This is a genomic window from Arthrobacter sp. MDT2-34-1 (genome assembly GCF_059091365.1).
This window is the reverse complement of record NZ_JBNHGO010000001.1, coordinates 1002930-1019472: the sequence shown is the minus strand read 5'-3', so window position 1 is coordinate 1019472 and position 16543 is coordinate 1002930. Positions and strand designations below refer to the sequence as shown.

10 protein-coding genes are annotated in these 16543 nt (G+C 70.4%); 8 read left to right on the top strand and 2 right to left on the bottom strand.

What is annotated here, in order from left to right; genetic code table 11:
* Positions 1-41: 41 nt before the first annotated feature.
* The 4 genes from AC5RVV_RS04645 to AC5RVV_RS04630 all read left to right on the top strand — a co-directional run bounded on the left by AC5RVV_RS04645 (position 42) and on the right by AC5RVV_RS04630 (position 8387).
* Entirely contained in the window at positions 42-689 is a 648-nt protein-coding gene (locus tag AC5RVV_RS04645) for a hypothetical protein (RefSeq protein WP_494000214.1), read from the top strand.
* Positions 686-1999 carry a CpaE/TadZ family protein gene (locus AC5RVV_RS04640; protein ID WP_494000213.1) on the top strand — a complete coding sequence of 438 codons (1314 nt, stop codon included), beginning with the start codon at positions 686-688 and terminating at the stop codon, positions 1997-1999. The genes AC5RVV_RS04645 and AC5RVV_RS04640 overlap by 4 nt, the downstream gene beginning before the upstream one ends.
* Before the next feature lie 78 nt (positions 2000-2077).
* On the top strand, positions 2078-6910 hold the full coding sequence (locus AC5RVV_RS04635; protein WP_494000212.1) for an NAD-glutamate dehydrogenase: 4833 nt from the start codon (positions 2078-2080) through the stop codon (positions 6908-6910).
* A 1-nt stretch (position 6911) separates the two neighbouring features.
* Complete coding sequence (locus AC5RVV_RS04630; RefSeq protein ID WP_494000211.1) at positions 6912-8387, top strand: sensor histidine kinase; 1476 nt, start codon at positions 6912-6914, stop codon at positions 8385-8387.
* A 76-nt stretch (positions 8388-8463) separates the two neighbouring features.
* On the opposite strand, the gene AC5RVV_RS04625 is transcribed toward AC5RVV_RS04630, so the two are convergent.
* Positions 8464-8712, bottom strand: coding sequence for a WhiB family transcriptional regulator (locus AC5RVV_RS04625; protein ID WP_086994524.1), 249 nt, complete (start codon positions 8710-8712; stop codon positions 8464-8466).
* Positions 8713-8987: 275 nt separating this feature from the next.
* Here AC5RVV_RS04625 and AC5RVV_RS04620 point away from each other — a divergent pair, with 275 nt between their 5' ends.
* Entirely contained in the window at positions 8988-9404 is a 417-nt protein-coding gene (locus AC5RVV_RS04620) for a hypothetical protein (RefSeq protein ID WP_494000210.1), read from the top strand.
* Here the strand turns inward: AC5RVV_RS04620 and AC5RVV_RS04615 are convergent.
* Positions 9376-13326 carry a type VII secretion EssC family protein gene (locus AC5RVV_RS04615; protein WP_494000209.1) on the bottom strand — a complete coding sequence of 1317 codons (3951 nt, stop codon included), beginning with the start codon at positions 13324-13326 and terminating at the stop codon, positions 9376-9378. The genes AC5RVV_RS04620 and AC5RVV_RS04615 overlap by 29 nt on opposite strands.
* 154 nt (positions 13327-13480) lie before the next feature.
* Here AC5RVV_RS04615 and AC5RVV_RS04610 point away from each other — a divergent pair, with 154 nt between their 5' ends.
* From AC5RVV_RS04610 to AC5RVV_RS04600, 3 genes are all read left to right on the top strand, one after another.
* The gene (locus AC5RVV_RS04610) at positions 13481-14770 is read left to right on the top strand and encodes a nucleotide sugar dehydrogenase (RefSeq protein ID WP_494000208.1); all 1290 of its coding nucleotides are present in this window, start codon (positions 13481-13483) and stop codon (positions 14768-14770) included.
* A gap of 61 nt (positions 14771-14831) precedes the next feature.
* Positions 14832-15452, top strand: a complete 621-nt coding sequence (locus AC5RVV_RS04605) for an acyltransferase (RefSeq protein ID WP_494000207.1) — start codon at positions 14832-14834, stop codon at positions 15450-15452.
* Entirely contained in the window at positions 15449-16543 is a 1095-nt protein-coding gene (locus AC5RVV_RS04600) for a DegT/DnrJ/EryC1/StrS family aminotransferase (protein ID WP_494000206.1), read from the top strand. The genes AC5RVV_RS04605 and AC5RVV_RS04600 overlap by 4 nt, the downstream gene beginning before the upstream one ends.

Sequence of the window (16543 nt, the reverse complement as noted above, 5' to 3'; positions counted from 1 at the left end):
GGCTGTCCCTTGGGCGCGGGAATAAGGGGGGAGGAAGATTCGTGAGCGCTGCCATCGCAGAAAAAACCGTCGCACAGCGGTTGAAACGCCCGTCGTGGAAAGATCCCCGGTTGCTGGTGGGGCTGCTGCTCGTGGCGGCTTCGGTGGCCGGAGTTGCAGCGCTGGTCAACAGCGCGGATAAGACCACCGGTGTCTTGGCGGCTAGGACGGACATCGCGGTGGGACAACCGATCTCCGCCGCCGACGTGGTCGTCGTCGACGTTCGGCTGGGCGAGGCGGGCAGCCTTTATCTGCCGGCAGCAACGGGGTTGCCGGCAGATGCCGTCGCTACCGCGCTGGTCCGGGGCGGTGAACTGCTGCCGGCTTCCGTGCTGGGTGCCGGCGACGACTTGGACCGGAAACCGATCGGCCTGAGTATCGAGAGCCCGTTGCCCGAGGAGGCCGGTCCCGGTTCCCGGGTCGATGTATGGGTGTCGCTGCCCGACGGACGCAACGGTTTCAAGGAGCCGGAGAGGCTGCTCGAGGCGGCCGAGGTGTCGCAGTTGACGCGCGCCACCACCGCTTTCGGCTCGTCCGGGGCGGAACGGCTGCACGTCCTGGTGGGGGATGACACCATGCCGGCGCTGCTACATGCCCTCGCCAACGGGGCACGCATCAACGTGGTACTCAACCCGGCCGGTACTCCATGAGTCTGCCGGTCGTCACGCTGGGAACGGCGGCCGCCGACTTCGTGACCGGCCTGGAACGGCTCCATGGGCCTGTCACCGTGGTCCGGCGCTGCACCGACCTCGCGGAGTTGCTGGCGGCGGCGCAGTCCGGGCTGGCCCGGGCGGCCATCGTGGCGGGCCGGACGAGGGAGCTCGACGGCAGCGTGCTGGAGCGGCTGCACGGCGCCGAGGTGTCCGTGGTGGCGTTGACCGACGACGGCGGGGAACGCCTCCGGCTCGAAGCGCTCGGCATCCGCACGGGTGCCGCAACCGTTGAGCCCGTGGCCCTGGCAGCACTGGTGGCCGAGTCCGTCGCGCAGCTGCGCTCGCTGACGGCGGCCAAAGCGGCAGCAGGAGCCGCCGCGCCGGGAGGGGCGGCGCTGGCCGACCCCGCCCGGGCCCTGCGGCCGCACGACGCTGCGGTTGAACCGCCGGCACCTGCAGGGGCCAAGGGTGAACTCGTCGCGGTGTGGGGTCCGGCCGGGGCGCCGGGACGCACCACCTTGGCGGTCAACCTCGCCGCCGAATACGCCGCCGCCGGCCGGCGGACCCTGCTGATGGATGCGGATACCTACGGGGCCAGCGTCGCCGCGTTCCTTGGCCTGCTCGATGAATCTGCCGCGCTTGCCCACGCCTGCCGGCTGGCGGACCAGGGCGTGCTGGACAGCCCGGCCCTGGAACGGGTCTGCCTGAAGGTAGCCGTGGCCGGAACCTCGATGCTGGTGCTGACCGGGATTACGAGGGTGGACCGGTGGACCGAGCTGAGGCCGTCGGCGCTCGGGGCGGTGCTGGACGTGGCGCGGGCGGTGGCGGAGACCGTCGTCGTGGATTGCGGTTTCTCGCTGGAACACGACGAGGAGCTGAGCTTTGACTCGATGGCGCCCCGGCGCAATGGTGCCACGTTGCGGGTGCTGGAGGCGGCGGACCGGGTGCTGGCCGTGGGCAGCGCGGATTCGGTGGGGCTGCCGCGGCTGGTCCGCGCGCTGGACGAACTGGCGCATGCCGTCCCCTCCGCCTCGGCCGAAGTGGTGCTCAACAAGGTTCGGGCGGCAGCCGTGGGAGCCCGGCCGGAAGCACAGTTGCGGGAGGCCTGGGAACGGTTCGTGCCGGCCGCCGGCGTCCCCGCCCTGCTGCCGTCCGATACCGCCGCAGCCGATGCCGCCCTGCTGGGCGGCTCGGTCCTGTTGGAATCCGCGCCGGGCTCTGCGCTGCGGCACGCCATCGCCGGGCTGGCCGGAAGCCGGCCGGCGCCGCCCAGGCGGGGAATCCGCCGTCGTGCCCGGTCAAAGTGAAGTTTTGAACGCGCCGCGTTAGGCTTGCCGAAGGACCGCAACGGCGCGGTTGGGACCCACCTATCGGAGGCGTTTTACATGTCGACTGGATCCAGCATGGCGGATCTGTCCAGCTCAGCTACCGGCGATGAGGAATTCATCGCTAAATACTATGAGCACCTGGCCGCGGAGGATGCCGCGAGCTACAGTCCGGATGTGCTCCGCGCCCGCGCGCTGGCGCACCGGGAGCTGGCGGTTCACCGGCCGCCGGCGCAGCCCGTGATCGCCATCCGGGACGAACCCGAGGCCAGCATCGTCATGATCGTCACCGATGACATGCCGTTCCTGGTCGATTCGGTGACCGCGGAGCTGCTGCGCCACGGCATTGCCATCCGGATGATCACGCACCCCACCTTTGTAGCCACCCGGGCCCGGGACAGCCACGACCTCACCGGCGTGGAACAGGTGCCGGCCGCCGCCGGGGTCTCCAGCGGCGACACGGCGGCACTGCCGCAGCTGGGATCCTTCGAGACCGGCGGCGACCAGGTCCTGCGGATCGAATCCTGGATGGCCGTGGAGACCGGACGGATCGAGCCGGACAAGGCCGCCGAGCTGATGTCCGGCCTCAAGAGCGTCCTGGCGGATGTCCGGGCGTCGGTCGAGGACTGGCCGGCCATGCGCCGGCAGGTGCGGCAGGTTGCCGCGTCGCTGGATGCGGTCGTGGGAGCGGAGGAAATTCCCGACCTGCAGGAGGCCAAGGAGCTGCTTGAGTGGCTCGACGACGGGAATTTCACCTTCCTGGGCTACCGCGAATACGATCTCGTCACCCAGGACGGGGAAGACGTGCTCCTGGTCCGCGAGGACAGCGGCCTGGGCATGATGCGCCACATCGGCGACACGAAGCGGGTCCAGCACCTCACCGAAGAGGGCCGTGCCCGCGCCCGGGAAAAACGCGCGCTGGTGATTACCAAGGCGAACTCGCGGTCCACGGTGCACCGCGCGGCATACCTGGACTACATCGGCGTGAAGAGCTTCGATGCGCAGGGCAACGTCGACGGCGAGCGCCGCTTTATCGGCCTTTTCGCCACCAGCGCCTACAACCGTTCGGTGAAGAGCGTCCCGATTGCCCGGGAAAAGGTCGCGGCAGTGCTGCAGCACAGCGGCTTCCCGGCCGATTCGCACTCCGGCAAGGACCTGCTGTCGATCCTCGAAACGTACCCGCGGGACGAGTTGTTCCAGATGGACGTCGAGGAGCTGGCCGCGACCGCGATGGGCATCCTGCGGCTGCAGGAGCGGCGCCGGACCCGGCTGTTCCTGCGCACCGACGCCTACGGCAGGTTCGTGTCGGCCCTGGTGTTCCTGCCGCGCGACCGCTACACGACCGCCGTCCGGCTGCGGATCGAGCAGGAGCTGCGCAACACCTTCGACCCGCAGAGCATCGACTACGAGGCGCGGATGTCCGAATCCGCCCTGGCCAGGCTGTTCTTCCGCATCCGCCTCAAGCGTGCCTCCACGGTGCCGAAGGTCGACACGGCCGACCTTGAGCGCCGGCTTGCCCAGGCGTCCCGGTCCTGGTCGGAGGGCATCGAAGAGGTGCTGCGCGCCAATTTCGACGGCGAGGAGGCTGCCCGCCTCTCGGCGAACTGGAAGGACGCGTTCCCGCCCAGCTACCGGGTGGACTACGAGGTGGAAGACGCGCTCGAGGACATCGCCCGTTTCCGCAACTACGAGGGAGGCGACCCCGGCGCGGCCCCGGTGCTGCACGTCTACGTTCCCGAGGACAGCGCCGACGTACTCGCCGCCGACGCCCGGCTGAAGCTGTACCTGCCGGAAGCCCGGTCGCTGAGCAACATCATGCCCGTGCTGCAGAACACCGGGCTGGAGGTACTGGACGAGCGCCCGTTCGAGATCAACACGGCGGACGGCGAAGACTACTTCCTGTACGACTTCGGCCTCCGGTATCCGGCGGGCGTCGACCCGATCGCCACCGGCGACCTGCTCGAGGAAGCCTTCGGCGCTGCCGTCACCGGACGCAGCGAGTCGGACGGCTTTGACCGGCTGGTCCTGGCCGAGGGCATCGGCTGGCGCCAGGTTGCGGTGCTGCGCGCATACACCCGCTACCTGCGGCAGCTGGGCAACCTGGTCTCCTACGCCTTCGTCTCCGACACACTCCTGGCCAACCCGGCAGTGGCCCGCGCCCTGCTGGCGGTGTTCAACGCCAGCTTCGATCCGGACCTGGAAGGCGACCGCGAGGCGGCGGTCGAGGCCGCCCGCTCCGAGCTCGCGGCGGGACTCGAAGCCGTGCCCACCCTTGACGCGGACCGGGTGCTGCGCTCGCTGGCCAACCTGATCGACGCGACGCTTCGCACCAACTACTTCCAGGACAAGCCCTACTTCAGCTTTAAACTCAGCCCGTCGCGGATCGAGGGTGCACCGTTCCCGCGGCCAAAATACGAAATCTGGGTCTACTCGCCGCGAGTCGAAGGCGTCCACCTTCGCTTCGGCGACGTGGCCCGCGGCGGACTGCGCTGGTCGGACCGGCGGGAGGATTTCCGCACCGAAATCCTGGGACTGGTCAAGGCGCAGACCGTCAAGAACGCGGTCATCGTGCCTACCGGCGCCAAGGGCGGCTTCTTCGCCAAACGGCTGCCCGACCCCGCCGTGGACCGCGCGGCCTGGATGGCGGAGGGGCAGGAAAGCTACCGCACCTTTATCCGCGGCCTGCTGGACATCACCGACAACCTGGTCCGGTCCGCAACCGGCCAGGACGTGGTGCCGCCCGAGCGGGTGGTCCGGCTGGACGGCGACGACACCTACCTGGTCGTCGCCGCGGACAAGGGGACCGCAAGCTTCTCCGACATCGCCAACGACATCTCGCTGGAATACGGCCACTGGCTCGGCGACGCCTTCGCGTCCGGAGGCTCGGTCGGCTACGACCACAAGGCGATGGGCATTACCGCCCGTGGCGCGTGGGAGTCGGTTAAGCGGCACTTCAGCGAACTCGGCGTCGACACCCAGACCGAGGACTTCACCGTCGTCGGCGTCGGGGACATGAGCGGCGACGTCTTCGGGAACGGGATGCTGCTTTCCGAGCACATCCGGCTGGTCGCGGCCTTCGACCACCGGCATATCTTCCTGGACCCGGATCCCGACGCCGCTGCCTCCTTCCAGGAGCGCCGTCGCCTGTTCGAGCTGCCCCGTTCCTCTTGGGCGGACTATGACGAGAAGCTGATCAGCGCCGGCGGCGGGGTCTACCCGCGGTCGGTGAAGTCGATCCCGTTGTCCGCGGAGGTGCGGGAAGTTCTCGGCCTCGATCCGCAGGTCACGAGCATGAGTCCGCCCGAACTGCTGCAGGCCATCCTGAAGGCGCCGGTGGACCTGCTGTACAACGGCGGCATCGGCACCTATGTGAAGGCGTCGACCGAGTCGAATGCCGAAGTCGGCGACAAGGCCAATGACGCCATCCGCGTCAACGGCGCCGACCTGCGGGTCAAGGTGATCGGCGAAGGCGGCAACCTGGGGATGACCCAGCGCGGCCGGATCGAAGCCGCCGGCAAGGGGATCATCCTCAACACCGATGCCATCGACAACTCCGCCGGCGTGGACTGCTCGGACTACGAGGTCAACATCAAGATCCTCGTGGACCAGATGGTCGCCGCCGGGAAACTGCCGGTAGCGGAGCGGGCCGACCTGCTGCATTCAATGACCGAGGAAGTCGGACGCCTGGTCATCCAGGACAACATCGACCAGAACGTCCTGCTGCTCAACGACCGCCAGCGGATCATCGAGTGGAGCCCGAGCTTCGAACGCCTGATGGACTGGCTGGAAAGCCACGCCGAACTGGACCGGCAACTCGAAGCGCTGCCGACCACCGAGGAGCTGCACGAACGGATCGCGGCCGGCCAGGGCCTGACCTCTCCGGAGCTGTCCGTGCTGGCGGCGTACTCGAAGATCGAGCTGACCCATGCGCTGACCGAGAGCAACCTGGCCGACGACCCGTACTTCGACGGCGTGCTGCGCGGTTATTTCCCGCACCAGCTGGTCGAGCGGTTCGGCGACGATATGGCGGGCCACCCGCTGCGCCGGGAAATCATCGCCACCGTCGTTGCCAACGACATGATCAACATGGGCGGCATCACCTTCGCCTTCCGGGTCATGGAGGAAACGTCCGTCTCCGAGGCGGACGTGGCGCGGGCGTTCGTGGCGCTGCGCGAGATCTACGAATTCGACAAGCTCGTGGAAGCGTTGAACGCGTTGCCGGCCAGCTTCCCCACGGATTTGTGGTGCATGGTGCATCTGGACATGCGCCGCCTGCTGGACCGGGCAGTGCGTTGGTATATCAACCATGTCGACAGCGGAACACCGGTCGCAGAAGGCGTCGCGATGTTCAAGCCCCAAATGGACCCGTTGCGCAACAACCTGGCTCAGTACCTGCGCGGCGACGACCTGGTCCGCGTGCACGAATGGCTGGAAACCGCCGAAGAACGCGGGCTGCCCGCAGGGATCGCCCGGCAGTGGGCCGAGCAGTTCGAGAGCTTCGGTTTGCTCGACGTCGCCCGCATCGCCGGGCAGATCGACGAACCGGTCGAGTCCGTCGCACGCGTCTACTACGCGGTTTACGACCGGTTCGACGTCGACAACCTGCTCGAGCGGATCACGGCGCTGCCGCGGGAGGACCGCTGGCAGTCGCTCGCCCGTGCCGCCATGCGCGACGACCTGTACACGACGGTCACGGACATCACCGTGGCGGTCATGCAAAGCACCCCGGCAGGGGAGCAGGCCGAGGCCAGGCTGGACGAGTGGGAACGGGCCAACGCGGAGAACATCAAGCGCACCCGGGACATGTTCGAGGAAGTGAACAGGCTCGAGCAGGACGACATGGCGTCGCTGTCCGTGGCACTGCGACTGATGCGTTCGACAGTGCGGCGATAGCTTGGCGATCTTCACCGATCCCATCCGCGACTACGCGGACTTTCGTCCGGGTGACGCGGAGTGGCTCCACCTGCTGGTGGGCGACTGGCAGCTGATCGCGGACCTGGCGTTCGCCGACCTGGTCCTGTGGTTCCCGACGCCGGACGGGAGCTACGTGGCGCTGGCGCATGTGCGCCCGTCAACCACCCACACGGTGTTCCACCGGGACTTCGTGGGGGAGCGGATCCGTGCGGACCTCAAGCCGCTGGTGGACCAGGCACGCCAGTCGCAGGCGATCGAACGGTCGTCGGAGGCGGACTGGACCACCGAGATGGCCATGCGGGTCGAGGCGGTGCCCATGGTCCGCAACGGCCGGACGCTCGCCGTCGTGACGTCGCACATGGACCTGTCCAGCTCCAGAATGCCGTCGCGGCTGGAGCTGACCTACCGGCAGTGCGCCTACGACCTCTTGAAGATGGGAACGCTGGGACTGTGGCCGGACTTCGCCTCGCCGACCGGGTCGCGCCGCGGCGCGCCCCGGGTCGGCGACGGCCTGATCAGGCTGGACGCCGACGGGGTGGTGGAATACGCCAGCCCCAACGGGGTTTCTGCATTCCGGCGCCTCGGCGACGTCGAGTCCCTGGAGGGCCGCTCACTGGCCGAGGTGACGACGGCGCTACTCAAGGACCGGCGGATGGTCGACGAAACCCTGCCGTTGGTGGTCACCGGGCGGATGCCCTGGCGCACGGAGATTGAATCCCGCGGCGTCTCGCTCTCGCTCCGGGCCATACCGCTGAGGAACGAACAGGAGCGTTTCGGCGCCCTGGTGCTGTGCCGGGACGTCTCCGAGCTGCGCCGGCGGGAGATGGAGCTGGTGTCGAAGGACGCCACCATCCGGGAGATCCACCACCGCGTGAAGAACAACCTCCAGACGGTCGCGGCGCTGCTGCGCATGCAGTCGCGCCGGATGGTCAGCGACGAAGCAAAGCAGGGGCTGGAACAGGCCATGCGCCGCGTCGCCTCGATCGCGCTGGTCCACGAAACGCTGTCCCAGGGCTTGGCGCAGAACGTCGACTTCGACGAACTGATCGGGCGTCAGTTCCGGCTCTCGGCGGAAGTAGCCTCGCCCACGCAGGCCGTCCGCACGGAGCGCAGCGGCGAGTTCGGGGAACTGCCCAGCGAGTTCGCCACCCCGCTGGCCCTGGTGATCAATGAACTGGTCACGAACGCCGTCGAGCACGGGCTGGCCGGGCGGCACGGCACCGTCCGGTTGACTGCCCGGCGGAGCCGGCGGGGCGACGACGAATTGCTGACCGTCTCGGTCGAGGACGACGGCGTGGGCCTGCCCGAGGAACCGCGGCGGGAGGGCCTGGGCCTGCAGATTGTCCGCACCCTCGTCACCAGCGAATTAGGCGGCCGGATCGAATGGACCCCCCGCGACGGCGGGGGAACATGTGTGCGGATCGACCTGGTGCTCAACACCAAAGGGGCCCGCTGAGCGCGGGCGGATCAGCCGACGCGAGAGGCCGCTGCCGAATCCGGCAGCGGCCTCTCGCCACACTGGGGGTACCGGGTCAGGAGGCCCGGCGGGCCCGGGCGGCACGGCGCTTCAGCGCCCGGCGCTCGTCCTCGCTCATGCCTCCCCACACGCCGGCGTCCTGGCCGGATTCGATGGCCCACTGCAGGCAGGTATCAATCACCGGGCAGCGCCGGCAGACGCTCTTGGCCTCTTCGATCTGCAGGAGTGCCGGCCCGGTGTTCCCCACAGGGAAAAACAGTTCCGGGTCCTTGTCCAGGCATGCCGCGCGGCTACGCCAATCCATGCTGATCACATACTCCTTTAAATGGTGTCCGGTGGTTTTTGTGAAAACATTCACGAACAGACTCATAGAAAAGGGAGCCCGACCGGCCCCCTCTGCGCTTCGCCATCAAGCGTTTCATGTTAAATCCGCGTAAACAAGAGGTCGTGCGGACTTAACCGGCCGTAATACCTGAGTCATTCGTCACAGGGTGATATGGTTCGGCTCCAAGCGGGAGCCGGTGCCCGGCGATCTGGAGCCGTTAATCCGACTATCTAAGGTAGGGTGCGAGTGTGTCAATGCCTGCACCCTCATCCTTCCCTGCCGCCCGTCCGATCGCCATCAAAATTGTAGCGGCGGCAGTGGTGCTGGAAGCACTGGTGCTCTTGGGCGGAGCAGCCCTGTTCGCCTACGGGCTGGCCACCCAAACCCCGATATCGCTGACCAGCAGCGTCTTCCTGCTGGTCCTGATGCTGGTCTTCGGCCTCTGGCTGCTCGTCGTCGGACATTACCTGTTCCGCGGGTACCGCTGGACCCGCGCTGCTGCCCTGGTGTGGCAGATCTTCGTGGTTGTCGTGGCCATCTCCATGATCCAAGGCGGCCAACTGCTGCTGGGCCCGGTCCTGTTGGTGGCGGCCGCAGCCTCCTTCGTCCTGCTGCTGACCAAGCCCGTGACGGATTTCCTGGTCAAGGGCGCCGCACCCCGCGCCCTGTAGCCAACGCCACCTGCAGCGGGACGGCCCGGCCGGCCTCGATCCGGTAGCCGCGTCCCGCCGGTCTCCACCCGTCGTCGAGCCGCACACCGAAGAAGTCCGCATCCGCGCCCGCCCGCGGCGCCAGGACCATGCCGCGCCCGCGTGCCCTGGCCTGCAGGACCAGCGGAACCTGCTGCGGCAGCAACGGCCCGGGCCGCGCGGCCACCACGGCCGATGCACCGGCGGCGATCAGGGCCGCGATGGCACCGTGGGCACGCGTGCCCAGATCCTCCGCGTCGTCGACCAGCAGGACGGCGCCGCTCCCGACGGCCGCGCGGCCGGCCCAGAAGTCGTCGGCGTCTCTGCCGTGCGGGGGTGCGCAACAGGGCCTCAGGCCCTCCAGCGCCCGCTGCAGCACGACCATCAGATTGGTCTTCCCGCTGCCCTCGGGCCCCAGCACCAGGTACACCTCGCCGGCGGCCAGCGGCAGCGTGGAGGGCCCCAGCTCGTCGCCCTCCACGCCGATCACCGGAAGCCCGCGGGCCGCGCGGGGCAGCGTGGCCGCGGGAACGGTCAGCGGCAGCGCTTCGACCCGGAAGGGACGGGCGCGGGCATCGGCCGGCGGCGGGCAGCCGGCCGGATCGGTGGCCAGCTGGCAGACCCCGCCGTCGCCACCGATCCGTCCCTGCACTAATGCCCTGCCGGGCACGGCGTCCATGGGCGGAAGCCGGGGCCAGCCCAGCAACGTTTCGGGACCGGCCCCGGTCGGCAGGTAGAGCCGGTTGCCCATGAGCGGCAGGAAGCGGCTGCCCGATAGTTCACGGTCGCCGGACACAACCAGGATGACCCCCGTAACCTGGCCGTCGCGCGCCAGATCCTGCAGGCAGTCTTCGGCCCAGCCGAGCCGGCCGGCCCGGAAGCCACCGAGCCAGCGGCCCCAGCCGCTGACCAGCACGGCCAGCGGAACAGCGGCCGCCGGATCGGGCGGACCCCCGGCCGAGGCCAGGCTGCCGAGCCGGGCGGAAACCTCGTTGGCCAGGCGCCGCAGCACCCTTGCCGCCCGTTCGCTGTCCTGGGGGCCGACGTAGGCGCCGGTCCGGCCGGCGTCCGCGGCGAAGCCCAGCGAACCGTCACCGTCCAGCACGTAGCAGTGGCGTTCCACCGGTCCGCCCAGGAGCTGCGTCGCCAGGACCCGCAAAAACTCCCGGTGTCCTCCGCCCCCTACCCCGAGAACGGCCAGGTGGCCGTCGGGCTCCGGTTGCCAGCGCAGCGGCACCTGCCGTTGCCGGAACGGCATGTCCAGCAGGCCGATCGGGATGCTGCCCCCGTCCTTGGGCGCGGCGGCGGGGACCGGGCTCCCGCCGCCGTCGTCGCCGCCGGGAGAGCGGGCGGGAGCGGACGGCCCGGGCCCCGCGAGGTCGGCGGCGGCCAGGCTCAGCGGCAGGGCCGGCCGCAACCGCCGGGCCTCCGGCAGGCCGAGGCCACGGTAGGCGGCCGCTGCCTCCGCCACCAGCCGCTCCACCACTCCGGTGACCTCCGGCGCTGCCGCTGCCGGTGGTTCTGCCGCCAGCCATTCGTCCACGGTCCGGAAGAGCGGGAAGTGTCCGGCGGCCGGCAGGGTGCTGCAGGCGGACTGGAAGGGCACCACATCCTGCGTGCCGACGCGCAGGTAGGCCCTGCCCCTCGCGGTCACCGGAATGTCGGCGGCCACGGGCGAATCCAGCAGGTCGCGGGACTCGGCCGTGTTCTGCGTCCGCAGCACGATCATGGTGGTGATATTCGCGCTGATGTCCGAGGAGACGGCACCCTGCGGCCGTTGCGTGGCCAGCACCAGGTGGATGCCCAAGGCGCGGCCCACGGTGGCCACGCGCATCAGCTCGGGAAGCGCCTGCGGCGCGTCCTCGCCCAGCATCCGGAATTCGTCGACGACGACGACGAGCCGCGGCAGCGTGCCGGGCGGGCAGGCCGCGATGTCCCCGATGCCGCGGGCGGCCAGCAGGGCTTCGCGGCGGCGTACCTCCGCCTGCAGCCAGGCCAGCGATCGGCCGACTGCCTCCAGCGTCAGGTCCGTGAGCAGGCCGGCGCAGTGCGGCAGCCGGGCGAGCGGGCCGAGCCCGGAACCGCCCTTGAAGTCGATCAGCAGGAAATTCACTGTGTTCGGGGACCTGGTCAGGGCCAGCGAGAGGACAAGGCTCCGCAGCAGTTCGGACTTGCCGGAGCCGGTGGTGCCGGCGACCAGCAGGTGCGGCCCGTGGACGGCCAGGTCGAGCGCCAGCGGTCCGGCGGCGCCGGCACCCGGCAGGGCGGTGAGGCCGGGATGGCGGTCCCCGCGGAACCAGCGCTCCTCCAGCGGCTCCCGCGGCAGCATCGACTGCAGGCGGCAGCGCGGCGGCACCGAACCGGTGGCCGGCAGCGTCTCGGAGGGCATGGCCGCGGCGGCCAGCCGGGCAAGGCGGTCCAACGTGGGGGCCTGCACCAGATCCGCCGAGAACACGACGTCTCCGCCGTCTGCGCTCAGGCGGGAGGCCTGTCCGGCCACGATGATCCGGGTCCCGGCGTCGGCCGATCCGCCGAACCAGAGCTGCGCGGCCGGCCGTCCGGCATCCGCCAGTACCCGGGCCGCCTCGCCCCCGCGTCCGGCTACCAGGAGCACGAGGGTGCCGCCGCCGGTGGCGAGCCGCTCCGCCAGTTGCCTGGGCCGGTCCGCCAGCTCCACGCCGGGAAGGAACCGCGCCGACGCGCGAACGGATTCCGGCAGCGCGTAGCAGACAACGCGCAGGGCGGTTCCCGCCGCGCGTGCGGCCAACTGCAGCAGGGCCGAACGCAGCAGACCGTCCAGCCCGAAAGGTGTTCCCTGGATCCGCAGCGGGGGCCCGGCGAGCAGGTCCACGCACAACGGAACATCCCTCGGCGGGGGAGGCGGGACCACCGGCGCCGACGCCGAACCGATGTGTGCCGGCAGGCCGGCCGTCCCCAGCCGCAGCCACACGTGCGCCGGCCGGTCCGGAGGGCCGGGGTCCCCGGCAGGACGCCGGGCCCCCGTCCCGGCCCGCAGCAGGGACGCGGCCAGATCAGCGGCACCAGGGGCCGCCAGGTGCCGCCGCCGCGCATCGGCTTCCGCCGCCGCGTGCACCGCGGCCCGGTAGCGGCGGCGCTGCCGGCGCCCGGCGGCGTAGGGCACGGCGGCGGCCAGCAGGGACATGGCGCTGAAGACCAGGAAGAACCACAGGCCCGTCAGCAGGGCCAGCGCGAGCCCGGCGAGCAACGGTAGTCCGGCTAGCAGCAACGCCGTTTTGGACCGTTGCTCCGGAGGCTTTTCAGCCACGGGCACCGGATCGGCCAGGTCCGTGTCCGGCCGGAACGGTGCGTCCGGTTCGCTGCCCACGACCAGTTGCAGCCGGCTGCCGCCGATCCGCACGCTGCGGCCGGCCTGCAGCACGACCTGCAGGGTGCGCCTGCCCCGCCAGACGATCCCGTTGGACGACCCGGCGTCGCGCAGCAGCACCTGGCGGTCGGTGACATCCACGATGGCATGCAGCCGCGACAGCGCCGGATCCGCGATGGTCAGCGCGCAGGCATGCCGGCCGACACTGAAGCTGCCGCGCCCGAGGGCGAACAACCGGCCGGCGTCGGGGCCGGCGGCGACGGCCAGCAGCAGCGGCGGCAGAGCGGGCCGTTCCCGGCACGGCACCGCCGCCGCGTCCGGGGCGCAGACGACGACGGCGCCATCGACCAGCGGGGACACGCCGGCGGCGAGGGAGGACAGGCTCAGTCCGGCCACCGTGAAGGCCGCCCCGGGCAGGCGCCCGCCCAGCCAGGCAGCCAACGGCGCGGCGCTGCTTCCTGATTCCAGCCCCGCGACTGCATCGGCATGCGCCGCGACCCAGGCCGCTGCGGTGGCCGGAAGGCCGGGGGCCGCCACCAGCGTCAGATGAAGGACCATGACAAGGAACCTAGGCAGAAGGGAGCCCCACTTTCCCGTGCATCGCCCGGTATGTGGATAACCTGCGGTACCGGAGGCTGACGCGAACAAGCGATACCCTTGACTCTGGGCCGAAGGGCCGACACACCGACACAACGAGAAAAGGCCTTTGCTCTTGAAGATCGCTGTCATTGCTCTGGGAAAGATCGGGTTGCCGCTGGCCGCCCAGTTCGCCTCGAAGGGGCACGAGGTCGTCGGCGTGGACGTCAACCCCGCCGTGGTCGACCTGGTCAACGCGGGCAGCGAGCCGTTCCCGGGGGAGGCGGGGCTCCAGGACAGGCTGGCCGAGCTGGTGCCGGCGGGCAGGCTGCGGGCGACCACTGACTATGCGGAGGCGGTGCCGGGAGCGGACGCGGTGGTGCTGGTTGTGCCCCTGTTCGTGGACGCGGAGGCCAAGCCCGACTTCGGCTGGATGGATGCCGCCACGCAGGAGCTGGCCCGGCACCTGACGCCGGGCACGCTGGTCTCCTACGAGACCACGCTGCCGGTGGGCACCACCCGGACCCGGTGGAAGCCGATGCTCGAGGCCGGCTCCGGCCTGGTCGAGGGCGAGGACTTCCATGTGGTCTTTTCCCCGGAGCGGGTGCTGACCGGCCGGGTGTTCGAGGACCTGCGGAAGTATCCCAAGCTCGTCGGCGGGCTCTCCGGGGCCGGTGCTGCGGCGGCGCAGGAGTTTTACGAGGCGGTGCTGGACTTCGACGACCGCCCGGACCTGCCGCGCGGCAACGGCGTCTGGGACCTGGGCTCGGCCGAGGCCTCCGAGCTGGCCAAGCTCGCCGAGACCACCTACCGGGACGTGAACATCGGGTTGGCGAACCAGTTCGCCCGCTATGCCGCGACCGCCGGGATCGACATCTACCAGGTGATCGAGGCGTCCAACTCCCAGCCCTACAGCCATATCCACCAGCCCGGCATCGCCGTCGGCGGGCACTGCATCCCGGTGTACCCGCGGCTGTACCTGTGGAACGATCCGTCGGCCACGGTGGTGGCTGCGGCCCGAGCCGCGAACGCGGGAATGCCGGACTACACGATCGGCCTGCTGGAGGGTGCGTACGGCGACCTGGCCGGCGCGCGCGTGGCCGTGCTGGGCGCTGCCTACCGCGGCGGCGTGAAGGAGACGGCGTTCTCCGGGGTGTTCGGCGCGGTAGAGGCGATCAACGCGCGGGGCGGCACCGCCGTCGTGCATGATCCGATGTTCAGCGACGCCGAGCTCGCCGCCCTGGGCTTCACGCCCTACCGGCTGGGCGAGCCGGCCGACGCCGCGGTGGTGCAGGCCGACCACGCCGAATATGCGCAGCTGGGACCGGACGACCTTCCCGGCGTGAAGGTGTTCGTCGACGGCCGGCGGGTCAGCTCGGCCGAACGGTGGCCGGGCGTGGCGTACCGGGTGATTGGCAAGGCATGAGGGCCGGAGCGTAGAGGCAATGGATGGTGGAGCAGCGGTCGCGAGCGGAAAGAGGGAACCCATGGCGTTCATCGCCGATTCGGCGGACGTCGCCGACGCCGCCCGGCTGGGCGAGGGCACGAAGATCTGGCACTTGGCGCAGGTCCGCGAGGGCGCCGTGCTGGGAGAGAACTGCATCGTGGGCCGGGGCGCCTACATTGGCACCGGGGTGCAGGCCGGGGACAACTGCAAGATCCAGAACTATGCGCTGGTGTACGAGCCGGCGCGGCTGGGCCGCGGCGTGTTCATCGGACCGGCGGTCGTGCTGACCAACGACACCTACCCGCGGGCGGTCGCGCCGGACGGGTCGCTGAAGAGCGCCGACGACTGGACGCCGGTGGGCGTGGACATCCGCGACGGCGCATCGATCGGCGCGCGGGCGGTCTGCGTGGCCCCGGTGACCATCGGCGCCTGGGCCACCGTGGCGGCAGGCTCCGTGGTCACCCGCGACGTGCCCGACTTCGCCCTCGTGGCCGGGGTTCCGGCCAGGCGGATCGGCTGGGTGGGCCGGGCCGGACAGCGGCTGGTCCAGGACCCGGCGGACCCGTCGGGCTGGGTGTGCCCGGCGACCGGCGCCCGGTACCGGGAGGACGAGGGCATGTTGCACGAAGTTTCGGACGAAACCGGAGGAGAGCAGCTGTGAGCAAGGACTTCATACCGGCGGCCAAGCCGATCATCGGAGAGGAGGAACGGGCCGCGGTGGACGCCGTGCTGGCCTCCGGGATGCTTGCCCAGGGGTCGGAGGTCGCCGCCTTCGAGCGGGAGTTCTCGCAGGTGCTGCTGGACGGCCGGCACGCGGTGGCGGTCAATTCCGGGACCTCGGGCCTGCACCTGGGCCTGCTGGCCGCCGGCATCGGCCCGGGTGACGAGGTCATCGTCCCGTCCTTCACCTTCGCGGCCACCGCGAACTCGGTGGCCCTGACCGGCGCCACTCCGGTGTTCGCCGACATCGAGCCGGAGCACTACTGCCTGGACCCGGACGCGGTCGCCGCCGCCATTACGCCGCGGACCAAGGCCGTCATGCCGGTGCACCTGTACGGCCACCCGGCCGACATGGACGGGCTGGGCAGGCTCGCCGCGGAAAAGTCGCTGCTGCTCTTCGAGGACGCCGCGCAGGCCCACGGGGCGTCGCTGGGCGGCCGGCCGGTGGGCACGTTCGGCGAGTTCGCGATGTTCAGCCTGTACCCGACCAAGAACATGACCTCCGGCGAGGGCGGCATGGTGTCCACCGGCAGCGACGACGTGGCGCGCCGGCTGCAGTTGCTGCGCAACCAGGGCATGGAACGCCAATACGAAAACGAACTGGTCGGCTTCAACGCCCGGATGACCAACCTGCACGCCGCGATCGGCCGCGTGCAGCTGGGCAAGGTCCTCGGCTGGACCGAACGGCGCCGGGCCAACGCCGCGTTCCTGGACGCGAACCTGGACGGTGTGGGCACGCCGAAGGTGGCAGCCGGGGCGGTCCACGTGTACCACCAGTACACCGTGCGGATCGGCGCGGGGGAGCGCGACCGCTTCGCCGCGGCGCTGAAGGACGAATACAACATCGGCTCCGGGGTCTACTACCCGATCCCGAACCACCGGCTGCCCTCCTTTAACGTCGCCGCGGACCTGCCGGTGACCGAGGCCGCGGCCGCCGAGGTGCTCTCGCTGCCGGTGCACCCCTCGCTGGACGCCGAGGACCTGGACCGGATCGCCACCGCGGTCAACGCCCTGGCGAAGGCAGGAGCGTGA

Bases quoted from the DNA above. Each gene is read 5' to 3' on its own strand.
- AC5RVV_RS04640 (WP_494000213.1), top strand. From the start codon at position 686: ATGAGTCTGCCGGTCGTCACGCTGGGAACGGCGGCCGCCGACTTCGTG.
- AC5RVV_RS04635 (WP_494000212.1), top strand. From the start codon at position 2,078: ATGTCGACTGGATCCAGCATGGCGGATCTGTCCAGCTCAGCTACCGGC.
- AC5RVV_RS04625 (WP_086994524.1), bottom strand. From the start codon at position 8,712: ATGGATTGGCGTAGCCGCGCGGCATGCCTGGACAAGGACCCGGAACTG.
- AC5RVV_RS04620 (WP_494000210.1), top strand. From the start codon at position 8,988: ATGCCTGCACCCTCATCCTTCCCTGCCGCCCGTCCGATCGCCATCAAA.
- AC5RVV_RS04615 (WP_494000209.1), bottom strand. From the start codon at position 13,326: ATGGTCCTTCATCTGACGCTGGTGGCGGCCCCCGGCCTTCCGGCCACC.
- AC5RVV_RS04605 (WP_494000207.1), top strand. From the start codon at position 14,832: ATGGCGTTCATCGCCGATTCGGCGGACGTCGCCGACGCCGCCCGGCTG.